The following is a 17615-nucleotide window of genomic DNA, read 5'->3' on the forward strand; positions in this document are numbered from 1 at the left end:
GCCGGGGACGATGAGGTAGGGGTTTCGATGAACGCGCCGTACGACGGAGACCGCGGGCAGGGCGCGGGCGGAGCAGCGTCTCCGGGCGGGCCTCCGGTTCCTCCGGACGCGGGCCGGGACGGCTCAGTGCCGCCGGACCCGTACCTCCAGCACGCCTACGAGGACGACCCCTACCGGGCGCGGGACCTGGCCGCCCAGGACCCGGTGGGCGAGGCGCTCTACGACCGCGCCGCGCACCCGCCGCCGCCTCCCGGCACGTACCAGGAGCCGGGGCCGCTCTACCAGCAGCCGCCCGCCGCCCCCTACGCCCCCGACCCGCGCATCTGGGCCCAGACCCCGCCCCCCGAGCCGGCGGGTCCCTCCCGGCACCTGCCGTACGGGGACGACCCGGCGACCACGCAGTTCGTCGGCGTCGACGCGCTCGTCACCCAGGCGTCGGACGACCGGCAGGAGCCGGACGCCTTCGCCCATCTCTTCCGGGACCAGGAGGGATCGGGGAAGCCCCCGGTACCGCCCCAGCCCGAACCGGCTCCCGCACCCGTGCCCGCCAAGGGCGGCGGCGGCAAGGTCTCCGGACTCCTCAGGTCCAGCGCGGTCATGGCCGCCGGCACGCTCGTCTCCCGGCTCACCGGGTTCGTACGGTCCCTGGTGATCACCGCCGCACTCGGCGCCGCGCTGCTCGGCGACAGCTTCACCATCGCGTACACCCTGCCGACGATGATCTACATCCTCACCGTCGGCGGTGGCCTCAACTCGGTCTTCGTCCCCCAGCTAGTCCGCGCGATGAAGAACGACGAGGACGGCGGTGAGGCCTTCGCCAACCGGCTCCTGACCCTGGTGATGGTCGCGCTCGGCCTGATCGTCGCCGCAGCGGTCCTTGTCGCACCTGTGTTGATCAAGCTCATGTCCAGCACGATCGCCGACGACGTGGCCGCCAACAGCGTCGCCGTCACCTTCGCCCGCTACTGCCTGCCCACCATCTTCTTCATGGGCGTACACGTGGTGATGGGTCAGATCCTCAACGCCCGCGGCAAGTTCGGCGCGATGATGTGGACTCCGGTCCTCAACAACATCGTCATGATCATCACGTTCGGACTGTTCATCTGGGTCTACGGAACCTCCGCCGAATCGCAGATGGGCGTCGACACCATCCCGCCGGAAGGCGTCCGGCTGCTGGGCATCGGCACCCTGCTCGGCCTCGTCGTCCAGTCGCTGGCGATGATCCCGTACCTGCGCGAGGCAGGCTTCCGCTTCCGCCCCCGGTTCGACTGGAAGGGCCACGGGCTCGGCAAGACCGTCAAGCTCGCCAAGTGGACCGTGCTGTTCGTCCTGGCCAATCAGGCAGGCGTCCTGGTCGTCACCCAGCTCGCCACCGCGGCCGGCACGGCCTCGGGCCACGACGGCACCGGGTTCCTGGCCTACTCCAACGCCCAGCTGATCTGGGGCATGCCGCAGGCCATCATCACCGTCTCGGTCATGGCCGCGCTGCTGCCCCGCATCTCCCGGGCCGCTCATGACAACGACCCGGGCGCGGTCCGCGACGACATCTCGCAGGGACTGCGCAACTCGGCCGTCGCCATCGTGCCGGTGGCCTTCGCCTTCCTCGCGCTCGGCCTGCCGATGGCCACCCTGCTGTACGCATCCAGCGGCATCGAGGCCGCCCGCTCCATGGGCTTCATCCTCATGGCCTTCGCTCTCGGCCTGATCCCGTACTCCGTGCAGTACGTCGTCCTCCGAGGGTTCTACGCCTACGAGGACACCCGCACCCCCTTCTACAACACGGTCATCGTGGCCGCCGTCAACGCCGCCGCCTCCGCTCTCTGTTACGTCGTCCTGCCCGCCCGCTGGGCCGTCGTCGGCATGGCCTTCTCCTACGGTCTGGCCTACGCGGTCGGCGTCGGTGTCGCCTGGCGCCGACTGCGCAACCGGTTGGGCGGCGACCTGGACGGCGCGCACATCGTGCGGACCTACGCGCGCCTCTGCATGGCAGCGGTGCCCGCCGCCCTGGTCGGCGGCGCCGTCGGATTCGGGATCCTGGAACTCGTCGGCACCGGCGCACTCGGCTCACTGGCCGCGCTGATCTGCGGCGGCGTCATCCTCCTGGGCATCTTCTTCGTCGCGGCGAAGAAGATGCGCATCGAAGAGGTCAACGGCCTGGTCGGCATGGTCCGTGGACGGCTCGGACGCTGAATGAGCGCTCGCCCGCACAACCATCGCCGCACTCCGCGTGTCGTGCATAGCGCCGGAGTGTGGGCACAATTGGCGTGACTGTGCAGAGCTGGCTGGCATCGCGCAACGGATGGGGAGGCAGGAACGACGGTGGCGGAACGTAGCACGGCTGCCGTCGACGTGGCTGACAACAGCGGCGACGAGCCGCTGACCGCCAAGGCGGACGAGGTCACGACCGACGGGACGGCGCAAGCCGAGGAAACCGAGGGCGCGAGCCCCAAGGACACCGAGACATCGGACGGTGGGCGGGAGCGTTCCGAGGCTGTTCCGGCCTCACCCGATCTGCACAGCGGTCACAAACTCGCCGGGCGCTACCGCCTGGAGGAGTGCGTCACCCGTCTGGACGGCTTCAGCAGCTGGCGTGCTGTCGACGAGAAGCTCCGCCGCGCGGTGGGCGTGCACCTGCTGCCCGCGGCCCACCCGCGGGCCCGCTCGGTGCTGGCCGCCGCCCGCTCCTCAGCGCTGCTCGGCGACCCCCGCTTCGTCCAGGTCCTGGACGCCGTCGAGGAGAACGACCTCGTCTACGTGGTCCACGAATGGCTGCCGGACGCCACCGAGCTCACCGCTCTGCTGGCCACCGGGCCGATGGAGGCCCACGACGCCTACCAACTCGTCAGCCAGGTCTCCCAGGCGATGGCCGCCGCCCACCGCGAGGGCCTGTCCCATCTGCGCCTCACCCCCGGTGCGGTCCTGCGCAGCTCCACCGGGCAGTACCGCATCCGTGGCCTCGCCGTGAACGCCGCCCTGCGCGGCATCACCGCCGAGCACCCCCTCCGGACGGACACCGAGGCCATCGGCGCCCTGCTGTACGCCGCACTGACCCACCGCTGGCCGTACGGGGACGACGCCCACGGACTCGCCGGGCTGCCCAAGGGCATGGGACTCATCGCCCCGGACCAGGTCCGGGCCGGCGTCCACCGCGGTCTCTCCGAGCTCGCCATGCGGGCGCTCGCCAACGACGGCGCCACCGCCTCCCGGCAGGAACCGCCCTGCACCACCCCGGACGAGCTGGCCAAGGCCGTCGCGTCCATGCCGCGCATCCTTCCTCCGGAACCCACGTTCACCGCGCCGCCGGCCTACCAGCGGACGACCTATCAGCAGGGCACGTACGGACGGCCGTCCTCCCACCCGTCCGCCGTCACCCAGCCCGTGATGCCAGCCCCTCCGGCCCCCCTGCAGAGCCGTGCCGGCCGCGCGCTCAAGTGGACCGTCTCCGCGCTCCTCATCGCCGCGCTGGGCCTCGGCAGCTGGCAGCTCGCGGAGGCGTTGCTCGACCGCACCAAGGCCTCCGACGACAGCGGCGTCGCCGAACCGAACGAGGACGACAAGAACAAGGACGACAAGCCCGCGCCGTCCGCCGACCCGCTGAACATCGCGGGGGCCACCGAGTTCATGCCCGACGGCTCCGGCATCAAGGAGCGGGAGGTGCAGAACACCATCGACGGCGATTCCGGAACCCACTGGGTCACCCCTCGGTACCAGGGGTTCGCCAACTTCGGGAACCTCCCCCAGCGCAAGCAGGGCAGCGGAATCGTCATCGACCTCGGCAAGGTGCGGGACGTCTCCGGCGTCGACGTGTCCATGTACCGGAAGGGGCAGACAACGGCCGTGCTCGCCGCCTCCCCGGACGCTTCGTACCCGTCCACGACGGCCGACTTCGACCAGCAGATCGTCAAGCGGACGGTCGCGGGAAAGACGCTGGAGGAGAAGCTGGACGAGCCCGTCCGCACGCGCTACGTCCTGGTCCACGTCACGGAACTCCCTTCGGACGGCACCGGCGGCTACCGCGGTGGCATCACCGACATCTCCGTCCTCGGCTGACGCCGGGCCGGTCCGGGCCACCCGTGCCGGTCCGTGATCACCGGCGCCACTCGCCCGCTACTGTGGGGCGACCGCCCACACCACCGAGCGCCTGCGGTGACCAGGGTTGCGTCCGTCACACCCGTGACGGCAGGCTTCTCCCCGTCGCACCGCTTCACCGGGTGCGGCCCGCATGTGACATCGGATCCGGTTCGGAGGGGGAGCACGGTGGATTCCGTTCCACCCGAGGCACCGAGCGACTCGGACCTGCTCGCCCAGCATGTGGCGGGCGACCCCGACGCCTTCGGTGAGCTCGTACGCCGCCACCGCGACCGGCTCTGGGCCGTGGCGCTGCGCACCCTGGGGGACAGGGAAGAGGCGGCCGACGCCGTCCAGGACGCCCTCGTCAACGCCTTCCGCGCCGCCCACACCTTCCGCGGCCAGTCCGCGGTCACCACCTGGCTGCACCGGATCACCGTCAACGCCTGCCTCGACCGGGTCCGCAAGGCAGCTTCCCGCAAAACGTCCCCGGTGGACGACGCCGAACGGCTCGATCAGCTCCTGGAACCCCACGAATCGGCCGAGGCCCCCGCGGTCCGGCAGGACCTCCACCGCCAGCTCCAGGAAGCCCTGGCCACTCTGCCCGCCGAGCAGCGGGCAGCCCTCGTCCTCGTCGACATGCAGGGCTACCCCGTCGCGGAGGCAGCCAGCATCCTCGATGTGCCGTCCGGCACCGTGAAAAGCCGATGTGCCCGGGGCCGGGCGAGACTGGCCCCCCTGGTCCGCCATCTGCGCGCGGGAACCGGGGGGCAGACCCCCGACGGGGAGAACGGCGCGGCCGGAAGGAACCGGACGCCCGGAGCATCCGTCCCACCTGCGTCAGGTCCCAAGGACGCAGGAGCAAGCGATCCTGCCGCTACGAAGGGAGGAGGTGGGCGCCCGTGACATCCACGGCCGACACGGCTCAGCACCCGGAGGTCTCCGAGATCTCCGATCTCACCGAGGGACTGCTCTCCCCTTCCCGGGCGACGGAAGTCCGGCAGCACGTAGCGGGATGCGACCTCTGCTCGGAGGTGCAGGACTCCCTGGAAGAGATCCGTGGGCTCCTCGGAGCGATGCCCGCCCCGGAGCCGATGCCCGAGGACGTCGCCGCCCGTATCGACGCGGCTCTCGCGGGGGAGGCTCATCCCACTGCTCCCGCCGTGGCCGAGCCGGTCGTTGTTTCACGTGAAACAACGACCGCCGAGGACAGGACGACCACCCCTGGGGCGCGCGAGCCCGCTTCCAGGAGCGTCGGCTCGTCCGTGCGGGATCGTCCTGCGGGCCGGGCCTCCACCGCCACCGGACCCGGCCGTCAACCCTCCCGTCGGCGGCGGCGCGCTGTGGTCCTCGGCACCGCGTTCGGCGCGGCGGTCATCGGGATGAGCGTCTTCTTCCTCCAGTCCATCGCCCCGTCCGGCGACTCCTCCAAGACTGCGGCCGACAGCGGAGTCAGCGCCGGAGAGAGCCGCGCGCACTCCTACGCCGACGGCACGCTGGAAGCCCAGGTGCAGGACATCCTCGGCAGCGGGGCCGCACAGGAGAGCCCCGGCGCCCAGAAGGTGCCGCCGGGCGCGGACACCAAGTCGACGAGCGAGGCGATCACCCCCGAGTCCGAGACGTCCAGGAGCCCCTTGAAGGCCCCTGCCGTCGACGTTCCCCCCTGCGTTCAGCAGGCCATCGGCCGCACCACGCCGGCCCTCGCCCTCGACAAGGGGACGTACCAGGGCACGGACGCCTATCTCGTCGTCCTTCCGCACACGAGCGACCCCTCACGCGTGCAGGCCTATCTCGTGGCCTCCTCCTGCGTGGACACCGCCCCGGAGTCCACGGGGCAGCTGCTGCTCACCCGGGCCTACGACCGCCCCTGAAAACCGTCCGCGACCGCCGCGGCACGTTCGGGAATGCATCAGCCGTAGGATCCGTTGGGTGGGGTGTGAGTCGTTGAACCGACCCCGTAGGCAGTTAGGCAGTCTGCAGAAACGAGGAAGAAACCCGTGAGCGACGTCCGTAATGTGATCATCATCGGCTCCGGACCGGCCGGGTACACCGCCGCGCTGTACACCGCCCGCGCCTCGCTGAACCCGTTGGTCTTCGAGGGCGCCGTCACGGCCGGCGGTGCGCTGATGAACACCACCGACGTGGAGAACTTCCCCGGCTTCCAGGACGGCATCATGGGCCCCGAGCTCATGGACAACATGCGCGCCCAGGCCGAGCGCTTCGGCGCCGAGCTGATCCCCGACGACGTGGTCGCGGTCGACCTCACCGGTGACGTCAAGACGGTCACCGACACCGCGGGCACCGTCCACCGCGCCAAGGCCGTCATCGTCACGACCGGCTCCCAGCACCGCAAGCTCGGACTGCCCAACGAGGACGCCCTCTCCGGACGCGGCGTCTCCTGGTGCGCCACCTGCGACGGCTTCTTCTTCAAGGACCACGACATCGCCGTGATCGGCGGCGGCGACACCGCGATGGAGGAGGCGACCTTCCTCTCCCGCTTCGCCAAGTCCGTCACGATCGTCCACCGCCGTGACACCCTGCGCGCCTCCAAGGCCATGCAGGACCGGGCCTTCGCCGACCCGAAGATCAAGTTCGCCTGGGACAGCGAGGTCGCCGAGGTCAAGGGCGACCAGAAGCTCTCCGGTCTGACCCTGCGCAACACCAAGACCGGCGAGACGTCCGAGCTCCCGGTGACCGGACTGTTCATCGCTGTCGGCCACGACCCGCGCACCGAGCTCTTCAAGGGCCAGCTGGAGCTCGACGACGAGGGTTACCTGAAGGTCGAGGCGCCCTCCACCCGCACCAACCTCACCGGCGTCTTCGGCGCCGGAGACGTGGTCGACCACACCTACCGTCAGGCCATCACGGCAGCGGGCACCGGCTGCTCCGCCGCCCTGGACGCCGAGCGCTTCCTCGCGGCCCTGGCCGACGCGGAGCCCGCCGAGCCGGAGAAGACCCCGGCCGTCTGAACGTCCGCACCGCACCCCACCACCCCGAGAGACTAAGGAGGCCGCCGTGGCCGGCGACCTGAAGCACGTTACGGATGACACCTTCGACGAGGTCGTCCTCAAGAGCGACAAGCCCGTTCTGGTCGACTTCTGGGCCGCCTGGTGCGGCCCGTGCCGCCAGATCGCCCCCTCGCTGGAGGCGATCGCAGCGGAGCACGGCGACCAGATCGAGATCGTCAAGCTCAACATCGACGAGAACCCGGCCACCGCCGCCAAGTACGGCGTGATGTCCATCCCGACCCTGAACGTGTACCAGGGCGGCGAGGTGGCCAAGACCATCGTCGGCGCCAAGCCGAAGGCCGCGATCCTCCGCGACCTCGAAGGCTTCATCAGCGCGTAAGCGCGCAGCGGCGCCTCGGCGCGATGTTTCACGTGAAACGGGCCCACCCCTTGAAGGGGTGGGCCCGTTTCACGTGAAACATCGCGGCAGGCAGCGACGGCCCAATCTCACAACGGCCGCAGCACCGGTTCCTTCTGAACCGCCCCCAGAAGCCGGTCGAGCGCCATCTCCACGTCTTCCTTCCAGGAGAGCGTCGTCCGCAGGTCCAGCCGCAGCCGTGGGTACACGGGATGCGGGCGCACGGTCTTGAAGCCGACGGCCAGCAGATGATCCGCGGGGAGCACGCAGGTGGCTTGCTCGGACCGCGCGTCACCGAACGCCTCGATCGCCTTGAAGCCCCGGCGCAGAACGTCTTTCGCCACCGTCTGCACCATGACACGGCCCAGTCCCTGACCCTGGTACTCGGGAATGATCAGCCCAGTGATGAGCTGGACGGCATCAGGGGAGACCGGGCTGGTCGGGAACGCCGTCGAGCGGGGGACATACGCGGGCGGGGCATAGAGCACAAAGCCGGCCGGCACGTCGTCCACATAGACCACCCGGCCGCAGGACCCCCACTCCAGGAGGACTGCGGAGATCCAGGCCTCTTTCTCCAGTTCCGGCTTGCCCGCCTTTACCGCGGCTTCCCCACTGACCGGGTCAAGCTCCCAGAAGACGCACGAGCGGCAACGCTCGGGGAGATCCGGAAGGTTGTCGAGGGTGAGTGGTACGAGCCGACGCCCCATGACAGCGATCCCTCCGTTCCTTCGCCCGCCGCACCGCGTGCGGCTGCCAGTGTGCTCCGTTCATGGAACAGACTGCCGACGAATCCCCCGACGGCGCCCAGGCCCAGCCCGACCGTGACGAGCCGACTGCGGCTCACTCTTCGCAAGGCCTCCGCCCTCCTCTGAGGTCGATCACCGTGGATGCGCCATCCCAGAACGCATCGTATCCACCCAGAGGTGATGCGGATACCGAGAGAGCGCAAAGGGCGGGCCGTGTTCCGGTATGCACCCGGCTCACGGTCCGCCCTTCCTCGGGCCCCGCTGCTCAGCCCTCGTCGTCCTCCTCGGACGTCTCGGCGAGCCGACGCTCCAGCACACGGCCCTCTCCCGGGGCGAGACTGGTGAGGATCCGGTCCAGGTCCTCCATCGAGGCGAACTCCACGACGATCTTGCCCTTCTTCTGCCCCAGGTCGACCTTTACCCGGGTCTCGAAGCGATCGGAGAGACGGGTCGCCAGGTCGGTCAGAGCGGGGGACAGCCGGCCGCCTGCCCTCGGGCCCTTCGGCTTCGCAGCGCTCGTGGGGCGCGAGCCCATAAGCGTGACGATCTCCTCGACCGCGCGCACCGAAAGCCCCTCGGCCACGATGCGGTGCGCCAGCCGGTCCTGCTCCTCGGAATCGTCCACGGACAGCAACGCGCGGGCATGACCGGCCGAAAGAACGCCTGCGGCGACCCGGCGCTGCACCGGCGGCGAAAGCCGCAGAAGCCGCAGCGTGTTCGTCACCTGTGGACGCGAACGGCCGATCCGGTCGGCCAGCTGGTCATGGGTGCACTTGAAGTCCTTGAGCAGCTGGTCGTACGCAGCGGCCTCCTCCAGCGGGTTCAGCTGAGCCCGGTGGAGGTTCTCCAGAAGCGCGTCCAGCAGCAGCTTCTCGTCATCCGTAGCGCGAACGATGGTGGGAATCCGCTCCAGGCCCGCTTCACGGCAGGCCCTCCACCGACGCTCACCCATGATGAGCTCGTAGCTGTCCGGGCCCACCTGCCGGACCACAACCGGCTGGAGAAGGCCGACTTCCTTGATGGAGACGACCAGCTCGGCCAACGCGTCCTCGTCGAAGACCTCACGAGGCTGGCGGGGGTTCGGGGTGATCGTCCCGATCGGCAGCTCGGCGAAGTACGCACCGGACGTCCCGGCTTCCTGCTCGGACCGGCCCTCCGGAGTGGACGCAGGCTCCGGCACCACCGGGACGGAAGGCAGCGCGGTCACCTTCGCGGCGGCCACCCCGCGCTCCGCTGTCAGAACCGGACCCGCGCCGGACGACCCCGCGCCGCCTCCGGGCGCTGACACCTGCTTCTCCTGGGGAGCGGCGGGGATCAGCGCACCGAGCCCACGCCCCAGTCCTCTACGACGCTCACTCACTGAATGCCCTCCGAAACGTTCTGCTGGCTGTTCTGACTGCTCGTGTGGGCGTGCTGAGCCTCGTAGTGCATCCCGACACCCCGCAGGGCGATCTCCCGGGCGGCCTCAAGATACGAGAGCGAGCCGCTGGACCCCGGGTCGTAGGTCAGCACGGTCTGCCCATAGCTCGGCGCCTCCGAGATGCGTACCGACCGCGGGATGCTCGTCCGCAGCACTTCCTTGCCGAAGTGGGTACGGACCTCCTCGGCGACCTGCGAGGCGAGCCTCGTCCGGCCGTCGTACATCGTCAACAGGATCGTCGAGACGTGCAGATCCGGATTCAGATGGCCCCGCACCAGGTCGACGTTCCGCAGGAGCTGCCCCAGGCCTTCCAGCGCGTAGTACTCGCACTGGATGGGGATCAGCACCTCGGCCCCGGCCACCATCGCATTCACCGTCAACAGACCCAGCGAGGGAGGGCAGTCGATGAGGATGTAGTCCAGCGGCTGCTCGTAGGCCTGGATGGCCCGCTGGAGCCGGCTCTCCCGTGCCACCAGCGAGACCAGCTCGATCTCCGCACCGGCGAGATCGATGGTGGCGGGGGCACAGAAGAGACCTTCGACGTCCGGTACGGGCTGGACCACCTCGGAGAGCGGGCGGCTCTCCACCAGGACGTCGTAGATCGAGGGGACATCGGCGTGGTGATCGATGCCCAGAGCCGTGGAGGCGTTGCCCTGCGGATCGAGATCGACCACCAGAACACGTGCACCGTGCAGGGCCAGGGAAGCGGCAAGGTTGACCGTCGTGGTCGTCTTCCCGACCCCGCCCTTCTGGTTGGCCACCACCATGACGCGGGTGCGGTCGGGACGGGGCAGCCCTTCGCCGGCGCGGCCAAGGGCCTCGACCGCCAGCTGAGCGGCTCGGCCGATGGGTGTGTCGTCCATGGGCGGCGGTGTTTCACGTGAAACACCCTCGCCCACGGACTCGGTTCGGGGACCGGGGACCGGGTCGGTCATCGGTCCCGCGATGTTGGCGTCGGACCGCAAGGATTCACTCTCCTCGACTTCAGGCTCACAATGAACAGAGCCTGCCATGCTTTCGGGGTCGTGAACCAGCGAGGCCCGCTGTTCTGTGGATGAATCCGTGCGTGTGGACAACTCGGCAACCCGTCCGGGCTTGCGGTCGCGCGGCGTGGCAGCCGCACGACCGCGGCCGATGATTCCCTGCAGCAGAGAGCGACGTTTCACGTGAAACACGATGCCCCCGCGAAGCAACTACCAGGCCACGACACTCCGCACGGGGTACGTATCGCTACCTTCCGGTAGAACCACTGCTAAGCGGCTCAAGAGCCAACAGAACCCGCATACCGACCTGCCGGACAGGGCCCTGACCGGGCGGTGCCGCCGTCCCGCAGCGCCCCTCAGCGACGCCTGCGCGTCCGCTCCGTCCGAGCGGCCTTGGCCTTCTTTGCGGCGAACCTCACACCACCCGGGCTCTCTCCCACCACCACGCGGACCACGGTGGCGAGCGGATCGACCAAGCCTTCACCGACCTGGAGCACCTCGGTCTCCAGGACACCGAGCTTGCTGAGCGCGGCCCTGGCGCCCTTGAGCTCCTCCTCGGCGGTGTCGCCCTTGAGCGCGAGCATCTCCCCGTACGGCTTCAGCAAGGGCACCCCCCAGCCCGCCAGCCGGTCCAGAGGCGCCACCGCACGGGCGGTCACCACGTGAACGGGCTGGAGCGTCCCGAGGACCTCCTCGGCCCGGCCGCGCACGACCGTCACATGGTCCAGTCCGAGCAGTTCGACGACTTCCTGGAGGAAATTCGTCCGCCGCAGCAGCGGCTCCAGCAAGGTGATCTTGAGATCGGGGCGCACCAGAGCCAGCGGGATGCCGGGCAGACCCGCGCCGGAGCCCACATCGCAGACGGTGACGCCCTCGGGCACGACCTCGGAGAGCACCGCGCAGTTCAGCAGGTGCCGCTCCCATAGCCGGGGGACCTCACGCGGCCCGATGAGGCCTCGCTTGACCCCGGCATCCGCGAGAAGCTCCGCGTATCGGACAGCCTCCGGGAAGAGCTCTCCGAACACCGCCTGCGCCTCCGCAGGTGCCTGGGGGAGCTCTGCTGCCTCCGTCACGGGAACCGTCCTTCCATACCGCACTAGCGCACTGTGGGTGGCTGACTATCAGGCTGACAAAGATCGGCCCCGCCTGCGAACAGACGGGGCCGACAGTACAAGGATCCGGTCAGGCCGGGAGAACGACGACGAAGCGCTGCGGCTCCTCGCCCTCCGACTCGCTCCGGAGACCGGCCGCGGCGATCGCGTCGTGCACGACCTTGCGCTCGAACGGCGTCATCGGGTCCAGCTTCACCGGCTCGCCCGAGCTCTTGACCTCGTCCGCGGCCTTGGCACCCAGCGCCGCGAGGATCTCGCGCTTCTTGGCGCGGAAGCCACCGATGTCCAGCATCAGACGGCTACGGTCGCCCGTCTCCCGGTGGACGGCCAGCCGGGTCAGCTCCTGGAGCGCCTCCAGGACCTCGCCGTCACGGCCCACGAGCTTCTGGAGGTCACGCGCCGATTCGCTGATGATCGACACCGCGGCCCGGTCCGCCTCGACGTCCATGTCGATGTCGCCGTCGAGGTCAGCGATGTCGAGCAGTCCCTCGAGGTAGTCGGCCGCGACCTCGCCCTCCTGCTCCAGGCGGGTCAGGGTGTCGCTGCCGGCCTCAGCGGCGGCCGTGGAGGTGGTGCCTTCCGTCACGGATGGACTCCTTCTTACTTCTTGGACGGGTGCTTGGGCCGCTGCGGGCCCTTGCGCTGTCCGGACTTGGCTTGGCGTGAGGAGCCGGAGGCGGGCTGCCCCGCCGACTTCGGCTTTTCGTCCTGCGGTGCGTCCTGCTTCTCGAGCGAGGTCTTGGAGCCGGCTTCCGCGGGCTCCGTGTCCTTGACTCCACCGGCCGTGGCACCGGCCGTCTGGCGCTTCGCCTTGGTCTGGCGCTTGGGCTGCTGGCGCTTGGGCGCCTGGCTGCTCTCGGCGTCCACGGCGGCGGTCTCGCTCTTCTGCACCGTGCCGTCCTCCTGGGCCGCGAAACCCAGCTTGCCGAGGCCGGTGATGAACTTGCGCTCGATGTCGTTGCGGTCGGGACCCTTGGCGACGATGGCCTTGACGGTGTTGCGGCGGGTGCGGCCGCGCACCTGCTCGCGGGCGGTCACGCTCTTGAGGACCCGCTGCAGGTAGGCGTCCTGCGCCTTGCTGCCCGGCGTCGGGTTCTGGTTGATCACGTACATCTGCTGACCCATGGTCCAGACGTTCGTGGTCAGCCAGTAGACGAGGACACCGACGGGGAAGTTGATGCCCATCACGGCGAAGATGACCGGGAAGATGTACATCAGCATCTTCTGCTGCTGCATGTACGGGGTCTTCACCGTCAGGTCGACGTTCTTCGTCATCAGCTGGCGCTGGGTGAAGAACTGCGAAGCCGACATCAGGACGATCATGATGGCGGTGACGACCCGGACGTCCAGCAGGTCGGCGTTGAGCTGGGTGACCTTCTCGACGCTGTCCGTGAACTTCGCGGCGAGCGGGGCGCCGAAGATGTGGGCCTCACGGGCGCTGTCCAGCAGGTCCTGGTTGATCGCCCCGATCTTCTTGCCCGAGGCGATGGACGAGAGTACGTGATAGAGGGCGAAGAAGAACGGGGACTGCGCCAGGATGGGAAGGCACGAGGAGAGCGGGTTGGTGCCCGTCTCCTTGTACAGCTTCATCATCTCTTCGGACTGACGCTGCTTGTCGTTCTTGTAGCGCTCCTGGATCGCCTTCATCTTCGGCTGGAGCACCTGCATGTTGCGGGTCGACTTGATCTGCTTCACGAAGAGCGGGATCAGGCAGATCCGGATCAGCACCACCAGGGACACGATCGACAGGCCCCAGGCCCAGCCGGAGTCGTCGCCGAAGAGCGCCCCGTAGACCTTGTGGAACTGAACGATCACCCATGAGACGGGTGTGGTGATAAAGCTGAACAGACTGGCAATCGTGTCCACTAATCAGGCTCCTTGAGCATTGGGCGAGGTCTCTGCGGCCGGGCTCGGAGGTTCGGAGACCGACCCCCCGGACGGCACATCAGCGGCGGACTCCCCGCCCTTTTCGCCGCGCAGGGCATTGCGCAGCAGCTCGTGCCACCGCGGACGCTTGCGTGGCGGGACATGATCCACACCGCCGGGTGACCACGGATTGCACCGCAGGATGCGCCAGGCTGTCAGCGCTGTTCCCTTGATCGCACCGTGCCTGTCGATCGACGTATATCCATAGTGGGAACACGACGGGTAATAACGGCAGACAGGCCCGAGGAGTGGACTGATCGTCCACTGGTACAGCTTGATGAGAGCAAGCAGCGGGTACTTCATCGCGCGCCCCCTCCCAGCAGCCGCTGAAGGGCGGCGTCCAGGTCTCGGGCCAGCTGTGCATGGTCGGCGTCGCCCGCACCGGGCAGCGCCCGTACGACAACAAGGCTACCGGGGGGCAGCTGAGCCAGCCGGTCGCGGACCAGGTGGCGAAGCTTCCGCTTCACCGCGGTACGGACGACTGCGCCCCCCACTGCCTTGCTGACAACGAAACCCGCACGCGGCGGGGGAACAGTCTCCCCCGTCACGTGCGGGTCCGTATCACCGCTGCGTAGATGGACGACGAGCAGTGGACGTCCGGCTCGACGTCCTCGTCGTACCGCGGTCGCGAAGTCCTCGCGCCGCCTCAGCCGATTCTCGGTAGGCAGCACGTCATGGACCTGTTGGCGATCAGGCGGACAGGCTGCTGCGGCCCTTGCCACGGCGGTTCGCGAGAATCGCACGGCCGGCACGGGTACGCATGCGCAGCCGGAAGCCATGGGTCTTGGCGCGACGACGGTTGTTCGGCTGGAAGGTGCGCTTGCTCACTCGGGGGCTCCAGAAATGATTCGTGTGTTGGCGGGACATCGCCTGGCTGTCACCGTGCGCCCACGAGGAACTCGCGTAAACGCCTTAGTGCACCGCTTCACAATCACAGATCGTGATCTTTGCCCATCGGAGGCAGGCGGCAGCAGCCATCGACAACTCGACCTGGTCACGGTACGCGCGGCTACGCCATCCGGTCAAACCGGCTTCGCGTGACCCCTCATTGTGCACAGCCTGTGGACAACAACTTGAACCGCGCGGCTCCGCCTGACTACCGTGGCTGAACTCCGGTTCTTTTCCTTCCCGACTGCCGGGCCTCACCCGACCCGACCCATCCCGTCCCGAGAACCACACATTCGTGGGACATGCGAGAGAGCGTGCCTTGTGGCTGACGTACCTGCCGATCTTGCCGCAGTGTGGCCGCGAGTGCTGGAACAACTCCTCGGGGAGGGTCAGCAGGGCATCGAGCCGAAGGACAAGCAGTGGATCGAGCGCTGCCAGCCCCTGGCACTCGTCGCCGACACCGCGCTGCTGGCCGTTCCCAACGAATGGGGCAAGCACGTCCTGGAGGGCCGGCTCGCGCCGCTCCTCAGCGAGACGCTGACCCGCGAGTGCGGCCGCCCCATCCGGATCGCGATCACCGTCGACGACTCCGCGGGCGACCCGCCCGCGCCCCCGATGCACCAGTCGCACCAGAGCCAGCAGGGCCGCCGCTACCCGGCGCAGCCCCGCGACGACGGCCCGCGGGGCGACACGTACGACGGATACGGCCACCGGCCCTCCGACGACGGCATGCCGACGGCCCGGCCGGCCTACCCGGACTACCAGCAGCAGCGCCCGGAGCCCGGCGCCTGGCCGCGTACCCAGGAGGACCTCTCCTGGCAGCAGCCGCGGCACGGCGCGTACCAGGACCGCGAGCAGCCCTCCGGCGAGCCGTACCGCGAGAGCGAGTCGTACCGGGAGCGCGAGAACGAGCAGTACCGGGAGCAGCCCCCGGAGCAGTGGCGCGAGCCCTACGGCACCGGCCGCCCCCAGCAGCACGACTACCGGTCGCAGCCTCCCGAGCACCAGGGGTACGAGCAGCAGCGCCCCGACCGCCAGGACCAGCAGCAGCCGGGGCCCCGCCAGGGCGGCCACGGCCCCGGGCGGACCGGCGGTTCGGTACCCGGTCCGATGGGCGCCCAGCCCGCCCCCGCGCCCGGCCCCGGCGAACCGCACGCCCGGCTGAACCCGAAATACCTCTTCGACACCTTCGTCATCGGGGCGTCCAACCGGTTCGCACACGCCGCGGCCGTCGCCGTCGCCGAGGCTCCGGCGAAGGCGTACAACCCCCTCTTCATCTACGGGGAGTCGGGGCTCGGCAAGACCCACCTGCTGCACGCCATCGGGCACTACGCGCGGAGCCTCTACCCGGGGACCCGGGTGCGGTACGTGAGCTCGGAGGAGTTCACCAACGAGTTCATCAACTCGATCCGCGACGGCAAGGGCGACACCTTCCGCAAGCGGTACCGCGACGTGGACATCCTGCTGGTCGACGACATCCAGTTCCTGGCGAGCAAGGAGTCGACGCAGGAGGAGTTCTTCCACACCTTCAATACGCTGCACAACGCGAACAAGCAGATCGTGCTCTCCTCGGACCGGCCGCCCAAGCAGCTGGTGACGCTGGAGGACCGGCTGCGCAACCGCTTCGAGTGGGGTCTGACGACCGACGTCCAGCCGCCCGAGCTGGAGACCCGGATCGCGATCCTCCGGAAGAAGGCGGTGCAGGAGCAGCTCAACGCCCCGCCGGAGGTACTGGAGTTCATCGCCTCGCGGATCTCGCGCAACATCCGTGAGCTGGAGGGCGCGCTGATCCGGGTGACCGCCTTCGCCTCGCTGAACCGGCAGCCGGTGGACCTCGGGCTGACCGAGATCGTCCTGAAGGACCTGATCCCGGGCGGCGAGGAATCGGCGCCGGAGATCACCGCGCCGGCCATCATGGCGGCGACCGCGGACTACTTCGGCCTCACCGTGGACGACCTCTGCGGGTCCTCCCGCAGCCGGGTCCTGGTGACGGCGCGCCAGATCGCCATGTATCTGTGCCGCGAGCTCACCGACCTCTCGCTGCCGAAGATCGGTGCGCAGTTCGGCGGCCGCGACCATACGACGGTGATGCACGCGGACCGGAAGATCCGGGCGCTGATGGCGGAGCGCCGCTCCATCTACAACCAGGTCACCGAGCTGACCAACCGCATCAAGAACGGCTGACGCCGGCTTCCGGGGCTTCTCCCGAAGCGTTTCTCAGGGGCGCCTGGCGCGGACCTCCACGGTCCGCGCCAGGCGCTTTTCGCGTACCCGGGGCCCCGCAGAGGGCTGCCCGGAGCCACCATCGGGCTGTTCGAGGCCCTCGTCGAGCGCTCCGTCGAGCCCGCGCTGTTCGAATAGGGGCTGCTCAGAGGCTCTTCTCCACAGATGTGGGAGAAATCTTCCGTCCACAGCCTGGGGACTGGGAAGTTGTCCATATTGCGTCCACAGGGCGCGCTGCCGATACTCCATCAGGCCAGGTCACCCGGCTGGGGATTTGTGGTCAACCGTCATCCACAGGCTGTGGACAGAATTTTCGTCCACAGGGGGCCGTCGCGGTTGTCCACCGGCGACCCACAGGCTGAGCCTTGTTGTCCCCAGCTTCGTCCCGCTTCTCCACACCTCTGTCCACTGTTCGGCAACGCAACACACGCTCTCACCGCCCGGAGTGAAAGGCGTCACACCAAGGGGGTCGGTTGGGCTGTGGGGAACGTGGGTAAAGCTGGGGACAGGCCTGGGGAGAAGTGGCCCCCTCCTGTGCATCGGGTGTGCAGAACTTTCGCCCGTCCACAGAAAGCCCCGGTTGTCCACGGGCGCCACCCACAGGACCGGTGGACAAAAAACAGTCGCTGACCTGCGCAAACGACGTTATCCACGGTATCCACAAGGCCTACTACTACTACCACCCAGAGTTAGCTAGGAATCAGCTTCGAAGTGGGTGCTGTGGACAACTCGGCCCTCGACCGCAGCGAAGCTCGTGGCCCGACTTGACCCCGAGCAGCAACGACTGTCGGTGCCGTACGTCAGACTGGACCCCGGAGCCTCCCCAGCCCTCGGCAGGGAGCTCCGGTCCAGACGACGAAGGCCAGCAGGGCGAGCGAGCAAC

Annotated in this window: 16 protein-coding genes; 7 read left to right on the top strand and 9 right to left on the bottom strand. The window is 68.9% G+C overall.

The window, feature by feature from the left end:
- Positions 1 to 27: 27 nt before the first annotated feature.
- The 6 genes from murJ to trxA all read left to right on the top strand — a co-directional run bounded on the left by murJ (position 28) and on the right by trxA (position 7416).
- On the top strand, positions 28 to 2190 hold the full coding sequence (gene murJ, locus N7925_RS17915) for a murein biosynthesis integral membrane protein MurJ (RefSeq protein WP_274344445.1): 2163 nt from the start codon (positions 28 to 30) through the stop codon (positions 2188 to 2190).
- Between the two features lie 129 nt (positions 2191 to 2319).
- Positions 2320 to 4050, top strand: coding sequence for a serine/threonine protein kinase (locus tag N7925_RS17920; protein ID WP_274344446.1), 1731 nt, complete (start codon positions 2320 to 2322; stop codon positions 4048 to 4050).
- Between the two features lie 207 nt (positions 4051 to 4257).
- Positions 4258 to 4974 (top strand): RNA polymerase sigma factor SigM, encoded by a 717-nt coding sequence (gene sigM, locus N7925_RS17925; protein WP_265600574.1) that lies wholly within the window; start codon positions 4258 to 4260, stop codon positions 4972 to 4974.
- Positions 4971 to 5939, top strand: a complete 969-nt coding sequence (locus N7925_RS17930) for an anti-sigma factor family protein (protein WP_274344447.1) — start codon at positions 4971 to 4973, stop codon at positions 5937 to 5939. Before sigM ends, N7925_RS17930 begins: the two co-directional genes overlap by 4 nt.
- A gap of 126 nt (positions 5940 to 6065) precedes the next feature.
- On the top strand, positions 6066 to 7037 hold the full coding sequence (trxB, locus tag N7925_RS17935) for a thioredoxin-disulfide reductase (protein ID WP_032790329.1): 972 nt from the start codon (positions 6066 to 6068) through the stop codon (positions 7035 to 7037).
- A 46-nt stretch (positions 7038 to 7083) separates the two neighbouring features.
- Entirely contained in the window at positions 7084 to 7416 is a 333-nt protein-coding gene (gene trxA / locus N7925_RS17940) for a thioredoxin (RefSeq protein WP_018957328.1), read from the top strand.
- Between the two features lie 107 nt (positions 7417 to 7523).
- Here trxA and N7925_RS17945 read toward each other — a convergent pair whose 3' ends face one another.
- The 9 genes from N7925_RS17945 to rpmH all read right to left on the bottom strand — a co-directional run bounded on the left by N7925_RS17945 (position 7524) and on the right by rpmH (position 14449).
- Entirely contained in the window at positions 7524 to 8141 is a 618-nt protein-coding gene (locus tag N7925_RS17945; RefSeq protein WP_215103635.1) for a GNAT family N-acetyltransferase, read from the bottom strand.
- 304 nt (positions 8142 to 8445) lie between these two features.
- Positions 8446 to 9540 carry a ParB/RepB/Spo0J family partition protein gene (locus N7925_RS17950; protein ID WP_265600576.1) on the bottom strand — a complete coding sequence of 365 codons (1095 nt, stop codon included), beginning with the start codon at positions 9538 to 9540 and terminating at the stop codon, positions 8446 to 8448.
- Entirely contained in the window at positions 9537 to 10613 is a 1077-nt protein-coding gene (locus N7925_RS17955) for a ParA family protein (RefSeq protein WP_274344448.1), read from the bottom strand. Before N7925_RS17955 ends, N7925_RS17950 begins: the two co-directional genes overlap by 4 nt.
- 326 nt (positions 10614 to 10939) lie before the next feature.
- Entirely contained in the window at positions 10940 to 11656 is a 717-nt protein-coding gene (rsmG, locus tag N7925_RS17960; protein WP_265600577.1) for a 16S rRNA (guanine(527)-N(7))-methyltransferase RsmG, read from the bottom strand.
- A gap of 109 nt (positions 11657 to 11765) precedes the next feature.
- Positions 11766 to 12281: a Jag family protein gene (locus N7925_RS17965; RefSeq protein WP_265600578.1), complete on the bottom strand. Its 516-nt coding sequence runs from the start codon at positions 12279 to 12281 to the stop codon at positions 11766 to 11768.
- Between the two features lie 14 nt (positions 12282 to 12295).
- Complete coding sequence (gene yidC, locus N7925_RS17970; protein ID WP_274344449.1) at positions 12296 to 13561, bottom strand: membrane protein insertase YidC; 1266 nt, start codon at positions 13559 to 13561, stop codon at positions 12296 to 12298.
- A gap of 3 nt (positions 13562 to 13564) precedes the next feature.
- Positions 13565 to 13924 (bottom strand): membrane protein insertion efficiency factor YidD, encoded by a 360-nt coding sequence (gene yidD / locus N7925_RS17975; RefSeq protein WP_006125986.1) that lies wholly within the window; start codon positions 13922 to 13924, stop codon positions 13565 to 13567.
- Positions 13921 to 14292, bottom strand: coding sequence for a ribonuclease P protein component (rnpA, locus tag N7925_RS17980; RefSeq protein WP_007447378.1), 372 nt, complete (start codon positions 14290 to 14292; stop codon positions 13921 to 13923). The genes yidD and rnpA overlap by 4 nt, the downstream gene beginning before the upstream one ends.
- 19 nt (positions 14293 to 14311) lie before the next feature.
- Positions 14312 to 14449 carry a 50S ribosomal protein L34 gene (gene rpmH / locus N7925_RS17985; RefSeq protein WP_003967884.1) on the bottom strand — a complete coding sequence of 46 codons (138 nt, stop codon included), beginning with the start codon at positions 14447 to 14449 and terminating at the stop codon, positions 14312 to 14314.
- 381 nt (positions 14450 to 14830) lie between these two features.
- On the opposite strand from rpmH, the gene dnaA reads away from it, so the two are divergent.
- Positions 14831 to 16693 (top strand): chromosomal replication initiator protein DnaA, encoded by a 1863-nt coding sequence (gene dnaA, locus N7925_RS17990; protein WP_274344450.1) that lies wholly within the window; start codon positions 14831 to 14833, stop codon positions 16691 to 16693.
- The last annotated feature ends 922 nt before the right edge of the window (positions 16694 to 17615 follow it).

It is taken from the genome of Streptomyces sp. CA-278952 (genome assembly GCF_028747205.1).
Taxonomy (GTDB): domain Bacteria; phylum Actinomycetota; class Actinomycetes; order Streptomycetales; family Streptomycetaceae; genus Streptomyces.

Bases quoted from the DNA above. Each gene is read 5' to 3' on its own strand.
- N7925_RS17955 (WP_274344448.1), bottom strand. From the start codon at position 10,613: ATGGCAGGCTCTGTTCATTGTGAGCCTGAAGTCGAGGAGAGTGAATCC.
- murJ (WP_274344445.1), top strand. From the start codon at position 28: ATGAACGCGCCGTACGACGGAGACCGCGGGCAGGGCGCGGGCGGAGCA.
- yidD (WP_006125986.1), bottom strand. From the start codon at position 13,924: ATGAAGTACCCGCTGCTTGCTCTCATCAAGCTGTACCAGTGGACGATC.
- N7925_RS17945 (WP_215103635.1), bottom strand. From the start codon at position 8,141: ATGGGGCGTCGGCTCGTACCACTCACCCTCGACAACCTTCCGGATCTC.